At 47.7% G+C, this 25890-nt stretch carries 27 protein-coding genes, 3 pseudogenes and 2 riboswitches; of the genes and pseudogenes, 14 read left to right on the top strand and 16 right to left on the bottom strand.

What is annotated here, in order from left to right:
* Positions 1-15: 15 nt before the first annotated feature.
* The 9 genes from rplC to nikB form a co-directional block, all read right to left on the bottom strand.
* Positions 16-651: a 50S ribosomal protein L3 gene (gene rplC, locus ACESZP_RS02495; protein WP_178039251.1), complete on the bottom strand. Its 636-nt coding sequence runs from the start codon at positions 649-651 to the stop codon at positions 16-18.
* Positions 652-710: 59 nt separating this feature from the next.
* Positions 711-1028: a 30S ribosomal protein S10 gene (gene rpsJ, locus ACESZP_RS02490; protein ID WP_087157539.1), complete on the bottom strand. Its 318-nt coding sequence runs from the start codon at positions 1026-1028 to the stop codon at positions 711-713.
* A gap of 342 nt (positions 1029-1370) precedes the next feature.
* Positions 1371-2720, bottom strand: a complete 1350-nt coding sequence (locus ACESZP_RS02485; RefSeq protein ID WP_499707941.1) for an MATE family efflux transporter — start codon at positions 2718-2720, stop codon at positions 1371-1373.
* Positions 2707-3696, bottom strand: coding sequence for a succinylglutamate desuccinylase/aspartoacylase domain-containing protein (locus tag ACESZP_RS02480; RefSeq protein WP_178039253.1), 990 nt, complete (start codon positions 3694-3696; stop codon positions 2707-2709). The genes ACESZP_RS02485 and ACESZP_RS02480 overlap by 14 nt, the downstream gene beginning before the upstream one ends.
* 21 nt (positions 3697-3717) lie before the next feature.
* Entirely contained in the window at positions 3718-4677 is a 960-nt protein-coding gene (locus ACESZP_RS02475; protein WP_499707940.1) for an oligopeptide/dipeptide ABC transporter ATP-binding protein, read from the bottom strand.
* A complete protein-coding gene (locus ACESZP_RS02470) occupies positions 4670-5452 on the bottom strand; it encodes an ABC transporter ATP-binding protein (protein WP_499707939.1) in 783 nt (260 codons plus the stop codon). Before ACESZP_RS02470 ends, ACESZP_RS02475 begins: the two co-directional genes overlap by 8 nt.
* 30 nt (positions 5453-5482) lie before the next feature.
* The gene (locus tag ACESZP_RS02465) at positions 5483-7069 is read right to left on the bottom strand and encodes an ABC transporter substrate-binding protein (RefSeq protein ID WP_178039256.1); all 1587 of its coding nucleotides are present in this window, start codon (positions 7067-7069) and stop codon (positions 5483-5485) included.
* Positions 7066-7905: a nickel transporter permease gene (gene nikC / locus ACESZP_RS02460; protein ID WP_499707938.1), complete on the bottom strand. Its 840-nt coding sequence runs from the start codon at positions 7903-7905 to the stop codon at positions 7066-7068. The genes ACESZP_RS02465 and nikC overlap by 4 nt, the downstream gene beginning before the upstream one ends.
* Complete coding sequence (gene nikB / locus ACESZP_RS02455) at positions 7902-8846, bottom strand: nickel ABC transporter permease (RefSeq protein WP_499707937.1); 945 nt, start codon at positions 8844-8846, stop codon at positions 7902-7904. The genes nikC and nikB overlap by 4 nt, the downstream gene beginning before the upstream one ends.
* Before the next feature lie 113 nt (positions 8847-8959).
* A riboswitch (cobalamin riboswitch) is annotated at positions 8960-9178 on the bottom strand.
* Between the two features lie 180 nt (positions 9179-9358).
* Between nikB and ACESZP_RS02450 the strand changes: the two genes are divergently transcribed.
* From ACESZP_RS02450 to ACESZP_RS02435, 4 genes are all read left to right on the top strand, one after another.
* Complete coding sequence (locus ACESZP_RS02450; RefSeq protein ID WP_349163844.1) at positions 9359-10108, top strand: threonine/serine exporter family protein; 750 nt, start codon at positions 9359-9361, stop codon at positions 10106-10108.
* A gap of 10 nt (positions 10109-10118) precedes the next feature.
* Positions 10119-10562 (top strand): threonine/serine exporter family protein, encoded by a 444-nt coding sequence (locus ACESZP_RS02445; protein WP_349163845.1) that lies wholly within the window; start codon positions 10119-10121, stop codon positions 10560-10562.
* Positions 10546-11424 carry a class I SAM-dependent methyltransferase gene (locus ACESZP_RS02440; protein WP_499707936.1) on the top strand — a complete coding sequence of 293 codons (879 nt, stop codon included), beginning with the start codon at positions 10546-10548 and terminating at the stop codon, positions 11422-11424. The genes ACESZP_RS02445 and ACESZP_RS02440 overlap by 17 nt, the downstream gene beginning before the upstream one ends.
* A gap of 146 nt (positions 11425-11570) precedes the next feature.
* Positions 11571-12125 carry a prolyl-tRNA synthetase associated domain-containing protein gene (locus ACESZP_RS02435; protein WP_499707935.1) on the top strand — a complete coding sequence of 185 codons (555 nt, stop codon included), beginning with the start codon at positions 11571-11573 and terminating at the stop codon, positions 12123-12125.
* 158 nt (positions 12126-12283) lie between these two features.
* On the opposite strand, the gene ACESZP_RS02430 is transcribed toward ACESZP_RS02435, so the two are convergent.
* The 3 genes from ACESZP_RS02430 to ACESZP_RS02420 all read right to left on the bottom strand — a co-directional run bounded on the left by ACESZP_RS02430 (position 12284) and on the right by ACESZP_RS02420 (position 14585).
* Entirely contained in the window at positions 12284-13051 is a 768-nt protein-coding gene (locus tag ACESZP_RS02430) for a DnaJ domain-containing protein (RefSeq protein WP_499707934.1), read from the bottom strand.
* Entirely contained in the window at positions 13044-13868 is an 825-nt protein-coding gene (locus ACESZP_RS02425) for a DUF5685 family protein (protein WP_499707933.1), read from the bottom strand. The genes ACESZP_RS02430 and ACESZP_RS02425 overlap by 8 nt, the downstream gene beginning before the upstream one ends.
* Positions 13869-14018: 150 nt before the next feature.
* A complete protein-coding gene (locus tag ACESZP_RS02420; protein ID WP_178039264.1) occupies positions 14019-14585 on the bottom strand; it encodes a carbonic anhydrase in 567 nt (188 codons plus the stop codon).
* Between the two features lie 302 nt (positions 14586-14887).
* Here ACESZP_RS02420 and ACESZP_RS02415 point away from each other — a divergent pair, with 302 nt between their 5' ends.
* From ACESZP_RS02415 to ACESZP_RS02400, 4 genes are read left to right on the top strand one after another with little or no spacing between them, the layout of a single operon-like run.
* The gene (locus ACESZP_RS02415) at positions 14888-15211 is read left to right on the top strand and encodes a helix-turn-helix transcriptional regulator (RefSeq protein ID WP_178038238.1); all 324 of its coding nucleotides are present in this window, start codon (positions 14888-14890) and stop codon (positions 15209-15211) included.
* Positions 15208-15900 carry a DUF1700 domain-containing protein gene (locus tag ACESZP_RS02410; protein WP_499707932.1) on the top strand — a complete coding sequence of 231 codons (693 nt, stop codon included), beginning with the start codon at positions 15208-15210 and terminating at the stop codon, positions 15898-15900. Before ACESZP_RS02415 ends, ACESZP_RS02410 begins: the two co-directional genes overlap by 4 nt.
* Positions 15897-16757 (top strand): DUF4097 family beta strand repeat-containing protein, encoded by an 861-nt coding sequence (locus tag ACESZP_RS02405; RefSeq protein ID WP_499707931.1) that lies wholly within the window; start codon positions 15897-15899, stop codon positions 16755-16757. The genes ACESZP_RS02410 and ACESZP_RS02405 overlap by 4 nt, the downstream gene beginning before the upstream one ends.
* Positions 16758-16798: 41 nt before the next feature.
* Positions 16799-16990, top strand: coding sequence for a PspC domain-containing protein (locus ACESZP_RS02400; RefSeq protein WP_499707930.1), 192 nt, complete (start codon positions 16799-16801; stop codon positions 16988-16990).
* Positions 16991-17070: 80 nt separating this feature from the next.
* Here ACESZP_RS02400 and ACESZP_RS02395 read toward each other — a convergent pair.
* From ACESZP_RS02395 to ACESZP_RS02385, 3 genes and pseudogenes are all read right to left on the bottom strand, one after another.
* Positions 17071-17229 (bottom strand): annotated as a pseudogene (locus ACESZP_RS02395) (sporulation transcriptional regulator SpoIIID); the annotation flags it as partial.
* Positions 17216-18751 (bottom strand): recombinase family protein, encoded by a 1536-nt coding sequence (locus ACESZP_RS02390; protein WP_499707929.1) that lies wholly within the window; start codon positions 18749-18751, stop codon positions 17216-17218. The pseudogene ACESZP_RS02395 and the gene ACESZP_RS02390, both read right to left, overlap by 14 nt.
* 82 nt (positions 18752-18833) lie before the next feature.
* Positions 18834-18986: a hypothetical protein gene (locus tag ACESZP_RS02385; protein WP_349163858.1), complete on the bottom strand. Its 153-nt coding sequence runs from the start codon at positions 18984-18986 to the stop codon at positions 18834-18836.
* A 1215-nt stretch (positions 18987-20201) separates the two neighbouring features.
* On the opposite strand from ACESZP_RS02385, the pseudogene ACESZP_RS02380 reads away from it, so the two are divergent.
* The 4 genes and pseudogenes from ACESZP_RS02380 to ACESZP_RS02365 all read left to right on the top strand — a co-directional run.
* Positions 20202-20996, top strand: a pseudogene (locus ACESZP_RS02380) (site-specific integrase); the annotation flags it as partial.
* A 243-nt stretch (positions 20997-21239) separates the two neighbouring features.
* Entirely contained in the window at positions 21240-21764 is a 525-nt protein-coding gene (locus ACESZP_RS02375) for a flavodoxin family protein (RefSeq protein ID WP_349163860.1), read from the top strand.
* A gap of 61 nt (positions 21765-21825) precedes the next feature.
* Positions 21826-22428, top strand: coding sequence for a Type 1 glutamine amidotransferase-like domain-containing protein (locus ACESZP_RS02370; RefSeq protein WP_021651673.1), 603 nt, complete (start codon positions 21826-21828; stop codon positions 22426-22428).
* Positions 22429-22456: 28 nt separating this feature from the next.
* Positions 22457-23140, top strand: coding sequence for an alpha/beta fold hydrolase (locus tag ACESZP_RS02365; RefSeq protein ID WP_499707928.1), 684 nt, complete (start codon positions 22457-22459; stop codon positions 23138-23140).
* A gap of 165 nt (positions 23141-23305) precedes the next feature.
* Here ACESZP_RS02365 and ACESZP_RS02360 read toward each other — a convergent pair.
* A pseudogene (locus ACESZP_RS02360) lies at positions 23306-23419 on the bottom strand (sporulation transcriptional regulator SpoIIID); the annotation flags it as partial.
* A 111-nt stretch (positions 23420-23530) separates the two neighbouring features.
* A riboswitch (purine riboswitch) is annotated at positions 23531-23627 on the top strand.
* 21 nt (positions 23628-23648) lie between these two features.
* Here ACESZP_RS02360 and ACESZP_RS02355 point away from each other — a divergent pair.
* A complete protein-coding gene (locus tag ACESZP_RS02355) occupies positions 23649-25016 on the top strand; it encodes an NAD(P)/FAD-dependent oxidoreductase (protein ID WP_499707927.1) in 1368 nt (455 codons plus the stop codon).
* Positions 25017-25041: 25 nt separating this feature from the next.
* Positions 25042-25785 (top strand): TraX family protein, encoded by a 744-nt coding sequence (locus ACESZP_RS02350; protein WP_349163863.1) that lies wholly within the window; start codon positions 25042-25044, stop codon positions 25783-25785.
* Positions 25786-25890: the final 105 nt, after the last annotated feature.

Below are 25890 nucleotides of genomic sequence, written 5' to 3'. Positions count from 1 at the left end.
CCTTTCCGCTAAAGATTATTTGCTAACCTTTACTGTTTCCTTGATAGTAACCAGAGACTTCTTGGGGCCCGGTACTGCGCCTTTTACCAGAAGCAGATTCTTCTCTGCGTCTACGCGGACAACCTCAAGGTTCTGGATGGTGATCTTCTTGTGACCCATCTGACCAGGCATTCCTTTTCCCTTGAATACCTTGCTCGGATCGGAGCAGGCACCATTGGAACCAGCATGACGGTGGAACTTGGAACCGTGAGCCATGGGTCCTCTGTGCTGACCATGTCTCTTGATAGCACCCTGGAATCCTTTACCCTTGGAAATAGCGGTTGCGTCAATCTTATCGCCAGCGGCAAAGATGTCAGCCTTAATCTCCTGTGCCAGAGCGTAGCTCTCAGCATCTTCAAATCTGAACTCTCTCACATATCTCTTGTAAGATACGCCTGCTTTGTTGAAATGACCCTTCTGAGCCTTGTTCACAAGCTTCTCTCTCTTGTCTGTGAATCCGACCTGCACTGCGCTGTATCCGTCGTTCTCTACAGTCTTAACCTGAGTTACTACACAGGGGCCTGCCTGAAGAACTGTAACCGGTGTCAGTACGCCGTCTTCATTGAAAATCTGCGTCATTCCGACTTTTGTTGCTAAAATAGCTTTCTTCATTTCTTTTCCTCCTTATTTCTCTACAGCGGAACACGAATGTGTTCATTCTAGCTGAAGGATTACTTGTTTTTCATTTTGATATCGATGTAAACACCTGCCGGCATCTCCAGTCTGGACAGAGCATCTACTGTCTTCTGGGTCGGGGTAATGATATCAATCAGTCTCTTATGAGTTCTCTGCTCGAACTGCTCTCTGGAGTCTTTGTACTTGTGTACAGCTCTCAGAATGGTAACTACCTCTTTCTTGGTAGGAAGGGGAACCGGTCCGCTCACCTGTGCTCCATTCTTCTTTACAGTTTCGATGATCTTCTTTGCGGATGCATCCACCAGCTGATGGTCATACGCTTTCAGTGTGATTCTCATTACTTGACTTGCCATAAAAAAAGTCGCCTCCTTTTCGTACTTTTAAAGACCAGTACGACAAGCGGTGACTGTACACTCTCCCGTGTGTGTCCCAACTCTGAATTCGAACAACACGTTGTTTCCATGGCTCTGCATGGACAGTTATTTTGTACAGTGACTTGTCGCCAGTTTCCTAACTTGACATTCGCTCCACGGAAAACCTGCCTCATGGGCAGCAACCTCACGCTTCATAGCTATCAATGTCACAACAGTTGCAATTATACAGGAAGTTCCGGGGAATTGCAAGGTTTTTTTCAAAAAAAGTGGAGGAAAAGTTTTTATAAATTTCACAAACTTTCCGCCCACTTTTTAGTGATTTTAACCAATTTCAAGTTTCCGTTTTTTGTTCTGCCGCCAATACATCACGCCCAGGCAGACAGCCGTAGTTATCCAGGTGATCGGATAGATTCCGGCCACTCCTTCCGCGCTGTGATAATGCCGCATCAGGAACCAGAGACTCAGCATACGGATTCCGCACATATTTACAAGGATAACCGCCATCGGCCCCATTGTTTTTCCCGTTCCCCGCAGCGCTCCGGAAAAGCCCTCCAGAAATACATATATAAAATAGAAGGGAAAGGTTACCTGCGCAATGCGGATTCCCAGCTCTATCACTTCCGCATTCTGGGAAAACAGGCTGAATACGCCATATCCGTGCGTCAGAAGGAGCGTGCTTATGGTCACGGTAACAAGGATTCCCATCAGAATGCTGACTCCCGTTCCCTTCCGCATTCTTTCCCATTTTCCCGCTCCGTAGTTCTGCCCGCAGAACGTTGTGTTGGCCTGCCCAAACGCCATGATGGGAAGATATACAAAATTTTCCACCTTAAAATAAGCAGTGAAGGCCGCAATGCTTACGATTCCGAGGCTGTTGATCTGCGCCTGGACAATCAGGTTGCTCAGCGTAATCACCATAGACTGAATTGCCGCCGGAATCCCGATTTTCAGGATTCTCCCGCAGACCTGCTTCTTAAGCGCAATATCACTGATCCGTAACCGGCATTCGAAATCCGGCTTCATTAGATGGCCTACCGTAAATACAGCCGCCATCATCTGCGATACCAGGGAGGCCAGCGCCACTCCTTCCACTCCCATGTGCAGCACGCACAGGAAGAACGCATTTCCCGCCACATTGGCAATTCCGCCCAGCAGCTGATAATTCATCGGCGAACGCGAATTTCCGAAGGCTCTTAAGATTCCGGAACCGATATTATAAAAAACCATCGGGAGCATACTGAGAAAATAAATTCTGATGTAGACAACGGCCAGATCCATAATATCTTCCGGCGTATTCATCAGACGCAGCATAGCCGGCGTAAGAAATATCCCGAACAGAATCAGCAGGGCAGAAGCCGCCAGCGCCAGTCCCGCCGCGCAATGAATCAGATCATGCAGTTCTTTCTGATTTCCTGCTCCGTACGCATGGGATACCGACACGCTTACTCCCACGCTCATTCCGGTAAAGAAGCCCAGAACCAGGGTAATCAGAAGACTTCCCGCGCCGACGGCTGCCGCCGAGTCCGTGCCCAGAAGCCTTCCCACAAAAATCAGATCGACGGTATTATACAGCTGCTGAATCAGGCTGCTCCCCAGAAACGGCAGCGCAAATAAAAGCATTCCTCTGCCAATGGCTCCCTGTGTTAAATCTCCCCGCTCAGCCTGCCTCATCTGCTATCATATACTCCCTTATTCCATACGCGACCAGGGCTGTGCCTTCTTCCACAGATAAACCTGTATTATAATAGAAGACAACCCCATCCTCTTCCGCGTAATAGTTCTTGATTACCTCTCCATAAAAATCCGTACAGTATCCCAGAAGTTCTCCCCGGGCCACTTCCACATTTTCATGGAGATCCGTATGCCAGATTCCCTTCGTATCCGAGGTAAGATAGATGGTTCTGGGAACTACCGTTTTTTTACACACCTGTTCCTCTGTTTCAACATCACCATACATTTCCAAATGCTTCAAAAGCAGGAAAATATCTCTGTAATAAGCGTCTACCCACTCCTTTTTGCAGAATCCGCCATATCCCCGTTCTACCAGAAGTCCGGGAACCTTATGATAATTCGCGGCGTAAGAATACTGCCCAGCCGTAGCCGTCGAAGCTATCAGCCACGGGATATCCAGGGCGCGCGCCGCAGCCAGCGCTTCCTCCGTCACAGCCTCCGCCAGCGGATAGAAGAGACAGGGCGTCAGGGGCTCCTGCTGCCCCCCGGAATGCATATCCATCATAAAATCAATCTCATCGAAAAAATTGCGCACAAAATAATCCGCAATCCGTTCTCCCGTGGTTCCGCCCTCTTTTCCCGGATACTGTCCGTTCAGATTGAAATCGTCCTCCGGAATCAGGCCAAAGGTTCTCTTAAAAAATCCGCTGGTATTGACGCAGTGAATAAAAATCAGGTTTCCGTTCAGCTCCTCCGGCTGAATCTCCCCTGCCGCCCGTATCACGGCGGGAATAGCCGGGTATTCTCCCGCATGGATTCCCGCTGTAATCAGAACGGTCTTTCCTTTTCCGCAGCCACAAATCAATGTCGCCGGCATCGGATACATTTTTTCCTCTCCTGCTTCTTCCACCGGGATTTCTATCGTCACTCTTCTTTTTTCTCCCGGCTGTAAAGAAAATCCTGCAATCTTCCACATGATATGGTCCTCTCTTTCTTGTCATGCATACAGATGACAGGCAATCCAATGCCCTTTTTCCACCTCCCGGAGCTGCGGCCTCTCTGCAGCGCAGATCTCCATGCATTTTTCACAGCGGTTCCGGAACGGACAGCCTGTCGGACGTTCCAAGGGGCTTGGAATCTCGGAATCCAGGCTTTCTATCTCTTTTTCAAAATCCATATCCAGGGAAAACACCGCGCTTTTTAAGGCCTCTGTATAGGGGTGGCAGACGCCGCGTCCCAGCTTCTTTCCTTCCGCAAGCTCCACCACAAAGCCCAGATACATAATGGCCGTTCTGTGGGACACGGAGCGGATCAGCGCCACATCATGACAGATGAAAATAATCGACGTATGCTTCTCTCTCTGAAGCTTTACCAGCAGCTCCACGATACTTTTCTGAACCGATACGTCCAGCGCCGATGTGGCTTCATCGCAAATCAGGATTTCCGGCTCCAGGGCCAATGCGCGCGCAATCGCCACACGCTGCTTCTGACCGCCTGACATACTGCGCGGATACCGCTCTGCAAATTCCTCCGGAAGCTCCACCATCTTCAGAAGCTCCCGCGCCTTCGCCGCTTTTTCCGACGGTTTTATCAGCCCATAATTTTCCAGCGGTTCGCACAAAATATCCTTTACCTTCATTCTGGGAGAAAATGAGTCCGTCGGATCCTGAAATACCATCTGAATATGACGGCGCATTTTCCGCTTTCTCTCCCCCTTCCAATCCGCGACATTTTCGCCGAACAGGAGAAGCTCCCCATCGGTAGGCGGCTCAAGCAGCGACAGCACGCGCACCAGCGTACTCTTGCCGCATCCGCTTTCCCCGGCAATTCCAAGGGTCTCGCCTTCATAAAATTTTAAAGATATATCGTTGTTTGCGTACAAAGGGCGTCCGTCGGGGGCTGTAAATACCTTATTTAAATGACGAGTCTCCAAAATTGGTGTTTTTTCCTTACACATAGCCTTCTCCATACATATTCGGAACCGCAGCCAGCAGTTTTCTGGTATACGCACAGCCCGGCTGCTCCAGTATCGTCTTACGGTCTCCCTCTTCCACGATCCTTCCATTCTGCATAACCACAATCCGATCTGAAATATATGCCGCCACGCCCAGATTATGGGTTACCAGGATAATGGAGGTTCCGTGATTTTTCCGCAGCTCCATCATCTGACGCACGATCTGTGCCTGTGTCGTCACGTCCAGGGCCGCCGTGGGCTCATCGGCCAGCAACAGCTCCGGCTCAAAGGTCATGGCCATGGCAATCCCGACCCTCTGACGCATACCGCCGGACAGTTGGAAGCTGTAGCTCTTCATGATACGCTCCGGCTCCGACAGCCGCATGGCCTCCAGCATAGCCACTGCCTTTTCTTCCGCCGCTTTATGGCCCAGCTTTTCATGCTTCTGAATGTATTCTATATACTGCGAGCCGATTTTACGTATCGGATTCAGCATGGCTCCGGAATCCTGGAAGATCATGGATATCCTGGATCCCCGGAGCTTCTGCATTTCCTTTTCGCTGTATTCAGGGAGAGACTTTCCCTCAAACAAAATATCGCCGGATACCAGCTCTCCTTCCTGTGGCAGAAGTCCCAGAATGGAACGTATCGCCGTAGTCTTTCCGCTTCCGCTTTCACCTACCAGGCTGATAATTTCCCCTCTTTTCATATGCAGGGAGAAATCACGCAAAAACGGCTGTCCATGATATGCAACTGTTATGTTCTCTATATCCAGCATGGGAAAATCCCCTTTTCTATATATTCTTCTTTATGACGCCGGTGTGATATCCTTTGTTACCCAGTAGTAGTCGCACACATAGCTGTGAACGCCTTCTACAGAAGCCGCGGAGCAGAGATTGAAATTATAGGCGCCGCTGCAGATGGTCGCCACGTCCTCCATCAGGATTTCCTGCATCTGTGTAAAGATTTCCGTCCGCTTTTCCATATCAAATTCGCCGATCAACTGTTCATACAGCGCGTCGTATTCTTCATTATGATAATTTCCGTAATTAAAGCTTGTATCGGTAATCTTTCCGTACCAGTGCTTCAGGAAGTTCTCCGGATCTCCGGTAGGTGTGGTTACTTCATTGTTGAACATCAGATCAAAGCCCTGGGATACCCGCAGATCTACTACATTTTCCGGCATGGAAATGGTGCTCTTGATTCCGATTGCTTCCAGCTGAACCCCATACGCCTGCGCAATCACGTCCTGCTGACGGCTGGTTGTCGCTACAATACTGATGTCGATGTTTTTGCCGTCCAGTTCGCGGTATCCGTCTCCATCGCCGTCTACGATACCGGCCTCGTCCAGCATAGCCTTGGCTGCCTCCGGATCGTAGCTGTACGGGTTATCCAAATCATAGCCGGGCACCGGCGTATTATTGGTGTAAGTATAGGAACCGCCTGTGGATACATCACACACGGTCTGACCGTCAATTGCCGTCATCACTGCTTTTCTCAGGGTATCATTGCCCAGCACTCCGTCAAAATTGATAAACCAGTTGCACACACGGTTTCCACCGGTGACGTCAATCTGATAGGTACCCGCATTCTCCAGAACCGCTCTGTCAGACGCCGCAATGTTGATTCCCATGTCGGCAGAACCGTCCTGCAGGGCCATTGCGCGGGCAGAAGCCTCCCCAAGCTTCATGACATTGACCGTCTCAAAGGGTACTTCACCGTCCCAGTAATTGTCATTTTTTACCAGCTGGATATCATGCTCCGGATCGTTGGATACAAAGCAGTAGGGTCCTGTACAAATCGGTCCGTCCGCAGCGATATCGCGATCCGCAGAGCCAGCCACATCGATAATACCATACCAGGGATACGCAAGGCAGCCCGGCAGGTCTACCGTCGGCTCACTTGTTACAATCGTCACAGTCCAGGCTTCATCGTCTGCGCTGATACTGTCATATGTAAAATAATTCCAGGGGTTTCCATTTCCGCCCTTATTGGGATCTGTCACCTCAAATAATCTCTCCAGGGATTCCTGAACCTTTGTCGCCGTCATCGGTTCTCCATTGGAGAAGGTTACATTTTCTTTCAGCTTTATAGTCCAGGTCAGCTGATCGTCCGCTACAGACCAGTCTTCTGCCAGCCACGGCGACACGGTGCCGTCGTCCTCAAAACGTGTCAGCGTTTCCAGCGCGCCCCAGCGCATTACAAACCAGCTGTTCCACTCATCTGCCGGATCCAGGGTTGCGCTGGTCAGCTCTGTCGCCACATTCAGCTGTGTTTTCGCGTTTCCTCCGTCTGCCGCTGCTTTCTGCTCTGTTCCTGCGCTGCCGCCGCATGCTGTGATACTGCCCGCAAGGCACAGGCTAAGGGCAAGGGCAATCAGTTTTTTTCCATTCATGTTCTCTTTCTCCTCTTCTTTCTTCGTTTTTCTGTTGCATTTGGATCTATCATATCTCTAATACAGTCACCCCAGAGATTAAAGATGACCACCGTAATAAAGACCGCAAGTCCCGGACAAAACAGCAGCCACGGGCTGCTCAGTATATAAGTTCTTCCCTCGCTCAGCATATATCCCCACTCCGGTGTGGGGGGCTGGATTCCAAAGCCAAGGAAGGACAGGCTTGCCAGCGACAGCATGATGGTGCCGATATCCGTCGCCGCCGTAATAATCATCGTGGGAAGCGCGTTGGGCAGCATATATCTCCTAAGGATTCTGCTGTGTCTGGATCCTGAGATTTCCGCCGCGGATATATAAGTCCTGTTCCGTATCTTCAGCACCAGGCTTCTGGAAAGTCTGGCGTATCTGGTCCAGCTTACCGCCGCGATTGCAATCATGGAATTTTTCAGGCTTGGCCCAAGAATTCCCGCGATTGCCATAGCCAGAATCAGATCCGGGAAGGCGATCATCATATCGCCCACTCTCATGATTACCGCGTCTGCCACTCCGCCGAAATACCCTGCTATAATTCCAAGAAAGGTACCCACAACCAGGATTACCGCCACAAGAATCAGCACGCTGTATACACTGGTGGTCGCCCCGCAGATCACCCGGGAGAACACGTCCCGCCCCAGCGCGTCGGTTCCGAAATAGTGATCTTTTCCGGGCGCCTGGAATGCGTCGCTCAGTGACGCGCTCAACGGATCGTAGGGAACGATTTTGTCCGCCAGGAACGCCACTGCCAGAATAAGGAAAACCAGAATGGAAAGCACCGCAAATCTTGTATTCTTTTTCATCCGTTCTCCCCCTCCCTGGTCCTCGGATCAATATAATGATAGGATATATCCACCAGCAGATTTACCACCATATAGATCAGGGCTATCCACAATACGAAGCCCTGGATCAACGGATAATCCCGCGCTTTCACCGCTCCCACCGCCAGAATACCCAGTCCCGGGTAGGAAAAAATAATCTCCACCACCGAGGTTCCTCCGAGAAGTGATCCAAAGGAAAGCCCCAGCATGGTAACCAGCGGAAGCATGGCGTTGGGAAGAACCTGGCGGAACAGTATTTCCCATTGATTCATTCCCCGGGCTCTCGCGCCCGTCACGTAATCCTGGTGCAGCTCCTCCAGTACCGCCGTACGCACCTGTCTGGAATATTTGGAGGCCATGGCAATGGCCAGCGTAATCCCCGGCAGCAGCATCTGTTCCATTCCGACGGAGCTGCTCGCCACCTTTACCAGTCCCAGCTTCAAAGCGAAGACATATAATAAGATCAGGCCAATCAGGAAGCCCGGAAGCGAAATACCCAGGAAAGAAAGAAAGCGAACGATATAATCCGCTATCCCGTCCTGTCTGACCGCTGAAAGAATTCCAAGGGGAACCGAAATAATTAACATCAGTCCCAGGGAAAACAGGGCCAGCCGGAACGTTGCCGGCAGTCTTTTCATCAGCAGATCCAGTACCGGGGCGCTTTTACTGAAGGAGGTTCCAAAATCTCCGTGAAAAATACCGCCTATCCAGTCCACATATTGCTGTAAAAAGGGTTTGTCCAGTCCCATGGACTGCCTGGCCTGCTCCAGCATTTCCGGACTCGGAGTAATTCCCAGGGAATCATACATAGCTGTGGCCGGATCGCCCGGCGCAAGGTAGGTTAATAAAAAGGTCAGAAAGGAAATGCCTATCAGCACTACGCACATCTGGATAAGTCTGGATACGAGCCTGTTCTTTTTCACTGTTTTCCTCCGTTTCAATAAGAAAAGCGACTTCATTACACAAAAAAGCCATGGATGCTTTTGCATCCATGACCGATTTTACATGGGAAATAAGCCTTCGCAAATAGATCGTCCGCTAAGGTTGCTGCATAGCAGTTCTCCTGACTCACATATTCAGGGAAGAAGCCCAGCGAACTCTCCACGCCTTCTCAGGTTTACCCCAATGGCGGACTTTCATCTAAGGATCATTCTTTATGTATACAGTGGCGGTACCGTCCATGATTTCCACATGATTCTCTATTCTTTATCAGCCGCCGTACGCGACTGACAACACTATGCCCGTTTATTTTACTTGATTCCTCTATATCTGTCAAGATTTTTCCATTTTTGTCTTCCGGTAATTCAGCCTGTCCCTTCGGAAACAGGAATTATTTCTCTTTCTATCCATACTTTCCTTGACCCGCTTCTCTTACATAGGTATAATGGGCATAGATTATTCTCAATACAAAATCAGGTATAAGGAAATCAGACAAATGGATTACAAACTTTTGCTCGACACCGCCGTCATGGCGGGGGAGCTGATGCTGGCCAACGGGGCTGAGACCTACCGGGTGGAGGATACCATGCAGCGGATGCTGGAGCTGTCGGGGCTGAAGACCGCCGAAGCTTTCGTGATGGTGACCGGCTTTCTGGTCACTCTGGACGACCCGTCCATCCAGTCCATGACGGTGACCCGCCGGATTCACAGCCGTGGCACGAACCTGAGTATCATCGACGAAATTAACAGTATTTCCAGAGGACTCTGCAGCGGGGAGCTGGAACTGAAGGAAGCCTTCCGGCAGATAAAAAAGCTGAAAAAGGAACCGCACCCTCCCCAGGCCTTTCTGCTGGCCAACGCGGGCGTGGCCGCGGCCTTTGCACTGACCTACGGCGGAACCTGGCAGGAGGCCTTTGTGGCGGGCGTGGCCGGATTTTTCATGGCCATCTGCCTGTATCTGTGCAACCGCATGAAGCTGCCCGCCTTCTTCGGAATCCTGCTGAGCGCCGTGGTAATCTCACTGTTCGCAGGCGGACTTCTGAAGTTTCTTCCTATTATAGGGAACCTGGATTCCATCATCATCGCGGCCATCATGCCCCTGGTTCCCGGCGTAGCCATCACCAACGCGGTCTTTGACACCCTGCACGGGGATTATATCTCCGGCTCCGCCCGGATGATGGAGGCCTTTGTGGTCGCCGCCTCTGTAGCTATGGGTATTGTCATCGGACTTCGTTTCATTCAGTAAGGAGGCTTTTATGCTGATACAGGTTATCGGCGCGTTTTTTTCCGTTGTGGCCTTTTCTTTTCTGCTGCACGTACCGCGCAAATATATCATCTGGGCCGGTTTCACCGGCGCGGTGGGCTGGTGGATCTATCTGTTTCTCATCGGAATCAATCTGTCTGTGGCCATGTCCACCTTTCTGTCCGGCTGTCTCGTCTCCCTCTGCGGCCAGATTTTCGCAAGGGTCCTGAAGGCTCCGGTCACGATTTTCGTCATCCCGGGCATCTTACCGCTGGTGCCGGGCGCGGGCATGTTCCGCATCGCCCACTCTGTCATCCGTTCCGACGGAATGACTTCCTATTATATTATTCAGACACTGATTGTGGCGGGAATGATCGCCCTGTCTATCATGGTGGTGGACAGTATTTTCCGCTTATTTTTAAAGACCAAAGGAGATTGTCATGTGGATCGCAGATAACTGGACCGATTATGAGATACTGGATACTTCGAAAGGAGAAAAGCTGGAACGCTGGGGCAGCTACCTGCTGGTGCGTCCGGATCCCCAGGTTATCTGGGATACGGAGCGAAAGCTGCCTGGCTGGAAGCGCATGAACGGCCATTACCACCGCAGCAAAAAGGGCGGCGGCGAGTGGGAATTCTTCGACCTGCCGGAACAATGGACCATCCAGTATCCCCTCTGCCAGGGCAAGAATACCTTAACATTCAATCTGAAGCCCTTCAGCTTCAAGCATACAGGCCTCTTCCCCGAGCAGGCTGCCAACTGGGACTGGTTCGGTGAAAAAATCCGCAATGCCGGACGTCCCGTAAAGGTACTGAATCTCTTCGCCTACACCGGCGGAGCCACACTGGCCGCCGCTGCCTCCGGAGCTTCTGTCACCCATGTGGACGCTTCCAAGGGCATGGTAGGCTGGGCAAAGGAAAACGCCCGTTCTTCCGGACTGGGTGAGGCTCCTATCCGCTGGATTGTGGACGACTGTGTGAAGTTCGTAGAACGTGAAATTCGCCGTGGAAATCATTATGACGGCATCATCATGGACCCTCCCTCTTACGGCAGAGGCCCAAAAGGAGAAATCTGGAAAATTGAAGAGGCCATTCACCCGCTGATCCGTCTCTGCGCCCAGCTTTTGAGCGATGAGCCGCTGTTTTTCCTGGTAAATTCCTATACCACCGGACTGGCCCCGGCGGTGCTGACTTATATGATCGCCACAGAGCTGAAGAAATATAACGGTACTGTCGATTCCCAGGAGGTGGGGCTGCCCGTAACCGCATCCGGACTGGTGCTGCCCTGCGGCGCAAGCGGACGCTGGGAAACTAAATAGCTTTTTACAAAGTCAATGGCGGCTGGAGGTTCCGGCCGCTGTGTTTCTGTCTAAATGCTAAGGTTTCTTTTACATTCCAGATTATGTTTCATGGGATGCCCATTCGAAGCCTCTGTAATATTTAAAAGTTCAAAGGAGGAATCATTATGAGTAGCATTTATATTGACCCGCAGGTTTACACCGGCCGTCCCGTCAGCCCGGAGGGCCGTCTGGAAAAGGAAATGGCTGTCTATGACCTGCTGGATGAACTTCGGATTCCCTACACCCGTGTGGATCATGGAGTAGCCATGACCATCGAGGAATGTCAGGGCGTGGATCAGCTTCTCGGTATTGAGATCTGTAAAAATCTGGTGCTCTGCAACGCCCAAAAAACGAAATTCTACCTGCTGCTGATGCCCGGGGATAAGCAGTTCAAGACCAAAGACCTGTCCAAACAGATCGGTTCTTCCCGCCTTTCCTTTGCCCCGGCGGAGTATATGGAGAAACTGCTGAATGTGACGCCGGGATCCGCCACGGTTATGGCCTTGATGAATGACCCGCACAATCAGGTACAGCTCATCATCGATGAGGACGTGGCCGCCCATGAGGAATTTGGCTGCCATCCCTGCATCAATACGTCCAGTCTGCGGATGAAGACGGAGGATATGCTGGAGAAGTTTCTGCCGGCGGTGCATCATGAAGCTATTTTTGTGAAGCTGTAATAAAGCCTCTGGCGTTCCAGGGTTAAAATTTCACCTGCCACGCCGATTCTTTGATTCTATTTATATTTGATTTCAGTTTTCTAAGCATTAAAAAAAGAGAGGCGTTCTTCTATTATTATATATGGAAAGAACGAATCTCTTTTATTTTCACACTCTGCTTAGCATCTGCAGAACATACAGAACAGCTGCGCCAGACAGAAGCTCCTGCACAGCTTATCCATGCCTTCCGCCTGCCGCTGATAGGACTGACTGTTCTGGCTGTACACATTTTCCGCATAACGGAAGCTCTGGAGTGTCCGCTGATAAAGCGGGTTATTCGGCTCTAACTGCAATGCTTTCTGAATCTGTGCCACCGCCAGCATCTGATTATTCAGACCATAGTTGGCCAGGGAGCTTAAATAGTACCATCGGGCGTTCCGCTCAGCGCCGGGCATACCGTTCAGCACCGAATCCGCGAACTGGTATTTTCCCATATTGATGAAGTCTATGGCCTGACGCATGGTTTCGCTGTCGGTGCAGACCTGCTGGGGGCGCTCCGGTCCCATGCGCATCCCCCAGAAACCGAAGAAATCCTCGAAGCTTCCGAAACCGCCGTAAGGACCGCTGCTATAAGTGCCATTTCCACTATTTCCATACGGACCGCTGCCAAAGGGACCGTTTCCAAAAGGATTCTGCCCGTAACCGCCTGCTCTGCCATAGCTGCTCTGCCCATAGCCGCCATAGGTCTGCTGCTGTCTCCGGTATTTCTCCGGGTTATTCAGCATATCGTAGGCCTCGTTAATCTCGTTCATTTTCTCCGCTGCCTGCGGATCGTCCGGATGAAGATCAGGATGGTATAATTTTGCCTTCTGACGATAGGCTTTTTTTATCTCTTCCCTGGTGGCGTCCCGGGACACCCCAAGTACTCTGTATGGATCGTCAACCATCCGTTTTCTCCTTTCCACGTATTTTCGCGTAATACTGCTGCCAGACGCCGCCGTAGAGGATATTGCGGAGCAGGTGTTCGTCCTGCACCAGCGGCAGCTTTTCAAAGACCTCCATGGCATTACCCAATGGAAGCCCCAACACCGGTTCCATCTCTTCCGGTTTTTTCTTCATCTCAAAAAGAGGGTTATAGTTACCCGTTTTCATGTCCTTTTTATAATCCATAGTCGCATCCATCAGATAGATGAAGCGGCCCAACTCGTAGCCGAAGACCCTGAGACTGTTGCTCCAGAAATCCTCCTCGTATACAAAGAGCTCCGAGAGCATCTTGCCGGAACAGTTGATGGCCTGATCTGCATTGGCGCCCGGCGCCTGCTCGATAAAATCCAACTCCTGGAGACTGTCTGTGATGGCCTTGCACTGACGGGGGTAAGCCTTTTCCACTTCGTCATAGGCCTTTTTCAGCTTATCACCATACCAGCGTTTTCCGGTCTTTTTTTCATCCTTCCAGTCATCCAGAGCCTTATAATAAGCCAGGGCCACGGTCATATCCGCCGCGTATTCTGTAAAACGGTTCTCCACGCCGCTGCGGGGCCGCAATGGATGGATGCCGCAGCGGAAATCCGTCGTCTTCTCTTTCGGCTCATACAAAGAAGAAAGGAACAGAATCACAAAAGTCATATCGTAGCTTAAGCTCATCCGCTCCAGTTCCCCATATCTCATTTTCAAATTTCTGCAGAGTCCACAGTAGACGCTCTGGTAGCGTTCCTGCTCTTCCTTTGAAAGCTTCGAACGATTACATTCTATATATCCGAACATTCGCTCACTCCTTTATGCTTCACGGCTTCGCGAATTCATTTTCCTCACAATGCTGCTTAGTATTTAATCTTACCATGCATCCTGTCAATGTCAATGGCTTTCACAGTTCTTTTAGACTCTTTCTTCTTTTTTAATTTTTTACAGATTTCTCTAAAGGAATTCTACCCGGCCATCCTCGATGTGGTAAACCGCGCCGACCACCTGCATTCCTTTCTCTTCCATTTTCGCGATATCCAGGCTGTGCTCAATGAGCGCCATACTGCGCCGGACATTCAGACAGCAGGCTTTGAAATCATCCTTCTCGTCGCCGATGGCCAGCTTAATCTCGTCGGTAATGAACTTGATATAGCCTTCCGGATCGTGATGAATCGCCGCGTCCACCGCGCCGCAACAGGTGTGGCCCAGCACGACGATAAGAGGACTTCCCAGATGGCTGGCTGCATATTCAATGCTGCCCAGCTGATGGTCGTCGATGACATTTCCGGCTACCCGAATCACAAACAGGTCGCCGATGCCTGCCGAGAAGATGCTTTCGGGAATCACCCGCGAATCGGAACAGGTGACAACGATCGCGTAGGGATGCTGGCCGTGCTCTTTGGTATACAAGCGCAGCGCTCTGGAGATATTGCCCTTTCCGGTCTCGGAGTCCAGGTACTTTTTGTTGCCGTCCTTCAGTTTCTTCATGGCCTTATCAGCCGTCATGATAAATGGTTTCATACACTCCGCCCTTTCCTCTGTTTGCGCATGTTTCCAGCGCATCCAGGTATCCCCGTAGGGGGTTTCCTCGATTTGCGCATGTTTTCAGCGCATCCAGGTATCCCCGTAGGGGGTTCCTCTGTTTTCTCTATTATAAAGTGTAGGTTTACAGCCTGTCAAATAAAGCCTTTTCTCCAATTATTAAGTTTTTATGAATCCTATTGACAAGATAATATTATATAGCGTATAGTATAGGCATCCGATAATACTATATGATGTATAATATTATATCTTATTACAGCATAAAATAAGGAGTGGATCACATGGTTTTTAACACAGGAGCCGCTCTCCTGGACGCAATTGTGCTGGCGGTTGTATCCCATGAAGCCCAGGGCACCTACGGGTACAAGATTACCCAGGACGTCCGGCAGGCCATCGACATTTCCGAATCAACACTGTATCCGGTCCTCCGACGGCTTCAGAAGGATGGCTGTCTGGAGACCTACGATATGGAATTCGGTGGACGGAACCGCCGCTATTACCGGATTACAGAGGCCGGAACGGCGCAGTTGAATCTGTACAGGAACGAGTGGACAATTTATTCCATCAGGATTTCCAATTTGTTTGCGGGGAGTGAGGAGACATGACAAGAACAGAATTTATGAAGCAACTTCAGGATTTGCTCTCAGATATTTCTAAAAATGAGCGGGAGGAAGCCCTTCAGTATTATAATGATTATTTTGACGATGCGGGATCTGGGGAGGAAGCCCGGATTCTGACAGAGCTTGGAAGCCCGGAGCAGGTGGCCCGGAAAATCAAAGCCGGACTGTCCGACGACGCTTCGGAGTTTTCCGAGCAGGGCTACCGGGATACGCGTTTTGACGGAAATGAGGCTGCACATGCCGCTTCCTCTTTCATGGATTCCGAAAGCGCCGGGAAAACCGCTCCGAAAAAGGAACGGAATCTGTGGAAGCTGCTGGCCATTGTGCTTTTGTGCATTGTGCTTGGTCCCTTTGTGATTCCGGTTGGCTTTGGCCTTCTGGCAGTTCTTTTCTGCGTCCTCCTGGCAGCGCTTCTGACTGTGGCAGCTGTTCTGGTTTCCGGAATTGTCATTTTCGTTGCCGGAATCTTTGTCATCGGCGTGGGGCTCATTCAGTTCTTTACAGCACCGGTCCTGGGAATCGCTACCGCAGGCGCCGGCTGCCTGCTGACAGCTCTTGGCATTCTACTGTCGCTGGCACTGTTATGGATTGCCCTTAAAGTAGTGCCGGTACTGGTACAGGGGCTTGTCAATCTGGTTAAGCTTCCTTTTCGAAAGGCAGGTGTGATTCGATGAAGCGTTTTACGAAAATTTCTCTTATTGCAGCCGCGGTACTGACAGTACTGGGAATTGTCGGCGTCGGCGTTGGTTTCCTGTTTGGAGCGAAGCCAAGTCAGCTTGCACAGAATCTCCATGTTCCCGCCTCTTCTTTTGCCGGGATCCGGGAACATGACAGAAACGACTCCGGCGGCGATTCTGCTGAGCGCACTTATGATTCCACTATCCGCAAGCTGGAATTGGATGTAACGAATGCATCCGTTTCCATTGGCACCTCGGAAGACAATCTTATTTCCATAAAAACGCGGAACGCCGGAAAATATTTCAAAGAATCTGTTCGAGATGGCGATACATTAATTCTGGAGGATGACCGTCCGAACGGAAATACTGCCCTGGAACTTCAGATTCTGCTTCCGGATCGGATGTTTGACGATATGGATTTGGATCTCGGCGCTGCCGAACTGACTGCCGGAAAGCTGCAGGCCCGGGAGTTTTCCCTGGATATGGGAGCCGGATCAGGAAGCATTGATACGCTGCTGGCATCAGAGGATGCGTCTATTGATGTGGGTGTAGGGGAATTGACCATCGGATATTTTGATGGTTCTGAGCTGGAACTGGAGTGCGGCACCGGTTCGCTTGCCATCATGGTTGCCGGTGAAGAACCGGATTATAATTATGAACTGGAGTGCGGCATTGGTTCCATTGATATCGGTGGTTCCAGCTATTCCGGCTTATCTTCGGAGCATTCCGTAGATAATGGCGCGCCACACACCATCAGCGCTGACTGTGGCATTGGAGAAATATCCCTGCAGTTTGACGGGGCACAGCATCGGAATCGGGAATCCGAAACGAAACATCATGGTTCTGAATTATAAGTATTACATTCGATAAAGAGACAGATAATGGAGGTTTTTATATGGGACCGAAAAAGTTATTACGTTCTAATGAAAATAAGATGATTTGCGGCGTCTGCGGAGGCATCGGTGAGTATTTTAATATGGATCCTACGCTGATTCGGCTTCTGTGGGTACTGCTGTCACTCGGAAGCTGCGGTACAGGGCTGTTGGCCTATATTATTGCCGCAGTTATTATTCCGGAAGACAATTAAAATGATACCGATTAAGATAAGGGGCTGCTATAAAGGCCCCTTATCTTATTGAATCCACTTTATCAGCTGCTCCTGCTTACCTACATTCTCCCATGCTGATGCAGATATTTTTCCCGGGTCGCCAGGCCGCCCCGGATATGCCGCTCGGACTTATTTACGTCCAAAACCTTCCTGGCCTGTCTCGCGAGACCGGGATTAATATGCAACAGACGTTCTGCCACATCCTTATGTATAGTTGTCGTTAATTAGAACGGATTCTTCTAATCCCAAATCACCAAGAATTCGCAGGTAAATGTCCACATTTCCATCCTTGTCCACCACGATTTTCTGGATAATCTTTTTTAACTGTGTATTCGTCATCTGATGTACGTCGGTAATGTCCTCTATTTCTTTAAATGTGTTATTTAATACCGCTTCCAGTTGTTCACCCTTCGTTATATGATAGGAAATCAGTTTCAGCTCATTTTCCAGACGCTCGATCTCTTTCCGCATTCCGCCGATTTTATCGTTCAGTTCTTCGCGGCTGATCAGATCATCCGTATACATGTCCATATATTTTTCACGGGTTTTCTGTAGTCTGGATAGTTCGCTATTCAGTTCCTTTTCATACTCCAGGTTTTCATCCTTTGCCTTGTAAATGCGCTGGAACTCATTTACCACGTACCGGATAACTTTCTTTTTCTGCTTCAGAACCTCTGTAAAATATTCCTGAAGAACCTCAATCAGTTCTTCTTCATCCACTGTAACCCCATTGGGACAGCTTTCTGCTCCCCTGCCGTTATGACCGGAGCACACCCAGCGAATATAGGTATTTTTATATTTGCGGACAGTTCTGCGGAATGACCAACCACACTCTTTACACTTAATCAAAGTAGAAAACAGATGCCTGTTGCTCTGTCGCTCATGGGAAATATGAAACGTGTCATGTCTGGAATGAAGAATTTCCTGCACCCGTTCAAAGGTTTCGTCCTCAATAATACGCAGCTCCGGGCGTTCTACTACCATCCACTCTGTTTCGTCCTTTTCTTTCCGCTGGCCGGTCAGAAAATCAGCGACCTCCTGCTTCCCATTGATGATCTTCCCGGTATACAGCTCATTGGTCAGGATTCTTGTGGTAGCATTCTGACTCCACTTACAATTCCGCTTCGTTTTCAGCCCTTTTTCATTGAGCATATTGGCAATTTTAGCTGTTCCGTAGCCTTCTTCCGTATACCAGTGATAAATCTGACGGACAATATCCGCCTCTTTTTCATTGATGGTTAAATTAAAGTAGTCTCCAATGGTCTTATCGTATCCATAGACAATGTTTGGCACACGTCCTTTTTCTGCATTCATTTTCTTGCCGAATTTTACACGCTTAGATGTGTTTGCGCTCTCTTCCTGGGCCAGGGCGCCGAATAGCGTCAGCACAAATTCGCTGTTACCCATGCTGGTCATATTCGCCGTAAGAAACTGCGTTTCAATGCCCAGCGCTTTCAGCTTGCGGACATTTTGCAATAAATCCACGGTATTTCTGGCAAAACGGGAAATATCTTTTACGACTACCATATCAAACAGTCCATGCTCCGCATCCGCCATCATACGCAGGAATTCTTTCCGGTTTTTAATCTTTGTACCAGAGATTCCTTCGTCTGCATAAAGGCGGATCAGTGTGTCACCGGTGCGCTTTGTGTATTCGTAAAAGAAATCTTTCTGCGCTTCCAGACTGTTAAGCTGGTCGGCTTTATCTGTGGAAACACGGCAGTAAGCTGCTATATTCATATTTCAAGCCTTTCTGTTACATTTGAATCGTTCTGTTACAACTTTATTATATCACGCAGAAGACCTGTGTAAACAGAAATTTTCAACTATTCTTTTCCTGGCTCCATACTTTCTCCTGAATTACTCTCTCCACCTTTGCAGCATTGACTTCCAATAATACTTTCAACAAATAAGCAGTGGTCGCCTCTGCTGTGTTGGGATTATGAAATCTGTAATTCAGCTTCCGCTTCTTCATTCCCGGCTCCCACTCCCCTCATTTCCATTTCTTTATCCATTCCTATGACAGAATTTCTTAGAATAGTCCTGTGAAATATCCGGCGGTTGAGACATATTCTTACGGGGATAGTATATTCTATTGAGTTCAGGAATTTTATACCGTAGCAGTGACAAATCAGCGTGATATCCACGCAGCTTTACTGCGAGATGGTATTTTTATGCTTATCATCATTATCCAACGTAACCCCAGGGGGTCTACGGCCAGATACGCATTTGTGACGTCACCGTCCAAATACCCTCTGGTTAGGGGAAAATCCCCTAAAACCCCTGATATAACAAAATGGTGCCGTTTTTCGACACCATTTCTCGCTTTAGACACCACTTTTTAATGTCACTTTTTCGTTTTGACACTACTTTTTGGCACCAAATCAGTTTTCTCTGCTACCCCAATGGCTGCCTGCCGCATACTGCCCCAGGAGTCTCACAACCTCTGCGCGCGTCTCATCCAGTAATTCCTTTCGCAGCTCTTCTTTCAATTCTTTTTTCATCGTCTCCTGTTCTTCCATTGTCACATACCTTTTTTCTTCTGAAGCTTTCTGTTCCATCAACACATCCGCTCCACTATCATTGATTATATCTTGATGGCAATTTACAGATGTGGGTGGATGCAGAAGATTCACTTGAATTATAGGCAATTTAAACAAAAGTTTATATCTGATTTTCGATTATCCATATGAACACTTTACTTTCAAGCATTTTGAGAAATATAGACAAACGCTAATTTTACCACTAATAAATGAGCCTTGATATGACACTAAAAACAATATGGGAGATAGCACAATATCTGTGTATCTCCCGTTTTTCATTTTTGTAATATAATTACTTCACTCTAATTTTTATATTTTCTTATTTTTCAATAATCATAGGACTTATTTCTAAATCTGCCATAGACTGCTTTGTTTGGTATGGCTTTCGGGATATGATTACACACATCATAGTGTGGATAGTAATAGAGCATAAAACATGTAGAGTAAGGTTGCTACAACTCATATTGCCATATATAATAACTAATGACATCGAAAATTAAAGAAATTGATTAGAAATAGATTTTTGTTTGATAATCTTAAATCAGATATTCACAATGGAGGCATATTTATGGCGCAGAGTATTTTAATTGTAGACGATGAAAAAGAAATTGTATCAATGCTGTATTGCTATTTCAGCAAACTTGGATATGCAGTATATTAAACTGCGGTATCAGACGGACGAAGTTGATTTGTTTTCGGATGAGGACATGGACGGAAATATCCAACCAATTTCACGAGAAGATTATGAAAGACTGCTTGCGTATCTTCAAAAAAAGAACCCAGCCGCAATACTTCCAATCCAGATAGCCTATTATGCCGGGCTTCGTATTGGAGAAGCCTGTGGTTTGGCATGGCAGGACGTAAATCTGGAAGAACAATGCCTTACCATAAGACGTAGCATCCGATATGATGGCTCAAAGCGCAAATATATCATCGGACCAACCAAGCGGAAAAAAGTGAGGATTGTTGATTTTGGAGATACGCTGGTAGAGATTTTCCGCAATGCCCGGAAAGAGCAGTTAAAAAATCGAATGCAGTACGGAGAACTTTATCACACGAACTACTACAAAGAGGTCAAAGAGAAAAACAGAGTGTACTACGAATATTACTGCTTAGACAGAACAGAGGAAGTCCCGGCAGATTATAAAGAAATTTCTTTCGTCTGCTTAAGACCGGATGGTTGTCTGGAACTTCCGACTACTTTGGGGACGGTATGCAGAAAGGTGGCAAAAACATTAGAGGGATTTGAAGGCTTTCATTTCCACCAGTTACGTCACACCTATACAAGCAACCTTTTGGCAAATGGAGCTGCTCCAAAAGATGTGCAGGAATTATTAGGACACTCAGATGTAAGTACCACAATGAATGTCTATGCTCACTCCACAAGAGATGCGAAACGAAAATCGGTTCGGCTTCTTGATAAAGTGGTAGGCAATGATTAAAAAAAATTCCCTTATTTCCCTTGTGATTATCTCATAAGGGCAAAAATAAGGGAAACTACATATCATTTCACTAATGGACAGGCAGGAAAGCCTATAAAATGGGGAAAGTTAGAGGAATAATTATATAAATTTCAGTTTACAGAACTGAATCAAAAGAGCTCGAAGGAGCTCTTTTTCCTTTTTTATAATAGTATCATTATGGTATAATAGAGACATTAAAATCGGAAGTTGGAGGATACACGCATGAAAATTGTAATCATTAATGGAAGTGCCAGAAAAGGAAATACGCTGGCAGCAATCAATGCATTTATAAAAGGAGCGTCAGAAAAGAATAAAATTGAAATCATTGAACCCGACAAACTCAACATTGCACCATGCAAGGGATGTGGTGTCTGTCAATGCTCTAAGGGATGCGTCGATAAGGATGATACAAATTCTACCATTGATAAAATTGCTGCCGCAGATATGATTCTTTTTGCTACACCAGTTTATTGGTGGGGAATGTCAGCACAATTGAAACTTATCATTGATAAGTGCTACTGCCGTGGATTGCAGTTAAAAAACAAAAAAGTTGGCACAATTGTTGTAGGTGGTTCTCCCGTAGGCAACATTCAGTATGAGCTGATTGATAAGCAGTTTGACTGTATGGCAAAATATCTTTCATGGGATATGCTTTTCAAAAAATCATATTATGCAACAGCCAGAGATGAACTTGAAAAAAATAAGGATTCCATGAATGAACTTGAGTGGATTGGAAAAAATTTATAAAGCACACACCAAAATCCAGTTTTTGAAACTGAGAAATCGGGATTTATAAAGGAGAATATTGATGAAACTATTTTTATGTTCGCATTTTTCAAGTGTAGGGAGTCTGATAAAGGAAGAAATTGAAAATAAGAAAGTCGCATTTATTCCAACAGCTTCGCTGCGTGAAGGCTACACCGGTTATGTCGGCTCGGCTCGAAAATTATTCAAAAAGTTGGGAGCAATCGTAACTGAAATTGATATTTCAACGGAGGCTTATTCAACGATACAGTCTGTTTTTGAAGATGCAGATGTGATATATTTTACCGGCGGAAATTCTTTTTTTCTTATGGACCGGCTCCGTAAAACGGGAACTGATGGGCTGCTGAAAAAGGAATTGGCAAATGGAAAATTGATGATCGGCGAGTCGGCAGGCGCAATTATATGCGCTCCAAGCATCCAATATATCCAGCAAATGGATGAAAAGCCGGAGGACTACTCACAAGAAGATGATGCAGGGCTTGATTTGATTGATTTCTATGTTCTTCCGCATTATCTTACAGCGCCATTTAAGAAAGTTACCGAGAAAATAATGACTGAGTTTTCGGATTTGAATCTATGCCCAATTAACAACCGTCAGGGAATTGTAATTGACGGTGAAGGTTCAAAGGTTATTTGCAAAGACTAATTTGAAAATTCAAGTTTGTGAGGGCAAAATGGATATTAAATTATATTATCAGGAAAAAGGAACCGGCGAACCGCTTATACTCTTGCATGGAAATGGCGAAGATAGCTCCTACTTCATAAATCAAATAGATTATTTTCAAAACGCATATCATGTAATTGCGCTAGATACAAGAGGTCATGGAAAATCTCCGAGAGGTGAGGCACCCTTTACCATTGAGCAATTCTCCTGCGATTTATACGATTTTATGCAGGGGCATCAGATTTCAAATGCGATAATTTTGGGGTTTTCGGACGGAGCAAACATTGCAATGAAATTTGCAATGAAGCATCCCAGTATGGTGAAGGGCCTAATCTTGAACGGCGGTAACCTAGAACCAATGGGCGTGAAACGAACAACGCAAATCCCAATTGAAATTGGATATAAGATTGCAAGCCGCTTTGCCGGTAAGTCTGAAGCTGCCAAAAGAAATGCCGAAATGCTCGGCTTAATGATAAACGAGCCGAATATCAAGCCGTCTGAATTGTCGCTAATCTCAATGCCTGCGTTGGTCATTTGCGGAACAAAGGATATGATCAAAGAATCACATACAAAGAAAATCGCTGAATATCTTCCAAATGCGAAATTAGCCATCATTCGAGGAAATCATTTTATTGCAAACAAGAATCCAAAGACATTTAATCAGGAGGTTGATGCGTTTCTGAAAACGGTTTGACATCTTCCCATTTGTTACGTGTTTGAACAGAGTGGAAACTTCCACTTTATCAACCTTACATCACGCCATGAACGAGGGGCTGCTGTAAATACAGCCCTTTCCTTTTATATCGCTATTCTAGCCAATACACCACTCTGGTTTGTCGTTCTATTTCATCACCACTATATGTACCGTACTCTTACTAATTCCAAACTTCTTCGCCGTCTGACGCACTGTCGCATTGTTTTCTATGATATAATTCGCAATGTTTACCGCGCGTTCTTCGATATAATCCTTCAAGGTTTTCCCCCATAAGAACGTTTTTTACATCTTATGAAGGGAGAACTGCGGTTATACCCTGCCGGAAACAGATTCTCTATAGAAACAAAACCCGGTATTGAAACCATACCTCTTTTCAGGTATAATAAATTGGGTATAAGTCTGCAAAATGGGCAGACGTTTCTACCAACCGCCAAACTGGTTGACTACCCTATTGGTAGTCATTTTTTTATTTCAGGAGGTAACGGAAATGTATGATGTATTGATTGTAGGCGCAGGGCCGGGAGGCATCTTCACCGCATATGAATTATTGGAAAAAAGACCGGATTTACGGATTGCTGTTTTTGAAATGGGAAATGAATTAAAAAAACGTCACTGTCCCATTGACGGGGATAAAATCAAATCCTGTATTCACTGCAAAAACTGTTCTATTATGAGCGGCTTTGGCGGCGCAGGGGCATTCTCAGACGGAAAATACAATATCACCAACGATTTTGGCGGTACCTTGTATGAGTATATCGGAAAAAAATCCGCCCTGGAATTGATGGAATATGTAGACAAGATTAATCTGGCCTTCGGCGGCGAGGGCACAAAGCTGTATACCACTGCCGGTTCCAGTCTGAAAACCAGCTGTATGCAAAATGGCCTGCATCTTTTGGACGCTTCTGTCCGACACCTGGGAACGGATATTAACTATATCGTTCTGGAGCACTTATATGATCATCTGAAAAAGAACGTGGATTTTCATTTTAACTGCTTTATCAATAAGGTGGAAAAGCTGGAGCGGGGATATCGGATCTATCACGGGGATTCCTGTTATGAGGGAAAAGAATGTGTAATTTCCGCAGGACGGAGCGGCAGCAAATGGATGGAGCAGGTATGTCGTGATCTGAATATCCATACCAATTCCAACCGCGTGGATATCGGCGTGCGTGTGGAGCTTCCTGCCGGAATTTTCTCCCATCTGACAGACGAATTATACGAAAGCAAGATTGTATACCGTACCTCCAAATACGAGGATCTGGTGCGTACCTTCTGTATGAATCCCAAGGGAGAAGTCGTAAACGAGAACACCAACGGAATTGTCACCGTAAACGGACACAGCTATGAGGATCCGGCCAAGCAGACCAATAATACCAACTTCGCGTTACTGGTCGCAAAGCATTTCTCAGAGCCCTTCAAGGATTCCAACGGATACGGAGAAAGTATCGCGAGATTAAGCAATATGCTGGGCGGCGGAGTCATTGTCCAGCGCTTCGGCGATCTGATCCGGGGCCGCAGAAGCACTCCGGAAAGAATCAGCGAATCCTTTACTGTGCCCACCTTGAACGCCGCGGCGGGAGACTTAAGTCTGGTTCTTCCGAAACGAATCCTGGACGGTATTATCGAAATGATTTACGCACTGGATAAGATTGCGCCCGGAACCGCCAACGATGATACCCTGCTGTATGGCGTAGAAGTAAAATTCTACAATATGGAAGTCGAGCTGGATCACAATCTTATGACCTGTCACGAGGGCTTATATATCATCGGCGACGGAAGCGGTATTACCCATTCGCTGTCCCACGCTTCCGCAAGCGGAGTCTACGTGGCCAGACAGATTTCCGCCAGATTATAAAATCCCAATCATTCTGAGGTAGTAAATGAAAAAAAATCACGACTTAAGCGCCGCGGCGCTGCATATCCTTGCCATGACGCTGATGCTGATGGATCATCTCTGGGCTACGCTTCTCCCGTCCCTGGACTGGCTGACCTGCGCCGGAAGACTGGCCTTTCCCATCTTTGCGTTTATGGCGGTAGAAGGATATTTTCACACCCACAGTTTTAAAAAATACGCCCAGCGTCTGCTGTTATTCGCGGTTCTCTCTGAGATCCCCTTTGATCTGATGTACGGCGGAACCTGGTTTTATCCGGTTCACCAGAACGTAATCTGGACGCTGCTTCTGGCTCTTCTCGGTGTCCGTCTGATGGAGACTGTACGTAAAAAGCAGAAAACCTGGCTGTACCTGCTTATGGCAGCCCTGGTCACGGTAATCTGGACGCTGCTGGGAACCCTGGGCATGGTTGACTACTACGGTGCGGGCATACTGACGGTATTTATTTTCTATTTTTTCCGGGGACGGAAATGGTGGTGCCTGCTGGGACAACTCCTTGCGCTTTACTGGGTCAATGTGGAGATGCTGGGTGGTCTGATGTATCCTATTCACCTGTTTGGGAACGAATTTGAGATCTGTCAGCAGGGACTGGCGCTGTTGGCGCTGATTCCTATCTGGCTATACCGCGGACGGCAGGGCTACCACAGCAAGCCCTTCCAGTATCTGTGCTATGGATTTTATCCGGTGCATATGCTGACGCTGGCAATGATTCTGAATTATGTAAACCGCTAAGTAAAGGGGCTGCCGCACGAATTTAAGTTTGATATGTACCCTCTTTACTGGACAAAATCCAGTAAGGAGGGTTATTTTATGCACTATTCACCTGAATACAAATTA

Origin of the sequence: Candidatus Dorea massiliensis AP6 (genome assembly GCF_964245105.1) — a bacterium.
Classification (GTDB): domain Bacteria; phylum Bacillota; class Clostridia; order Lachnospirales; family Lachnospiraceae; genus Laedolimicola; species Laedolimicola intestinihominis.
Note: the sequence above shows the minus strand (reverse complement) of the source record. Positions and strands in the feature narration are given on the sequence as shown.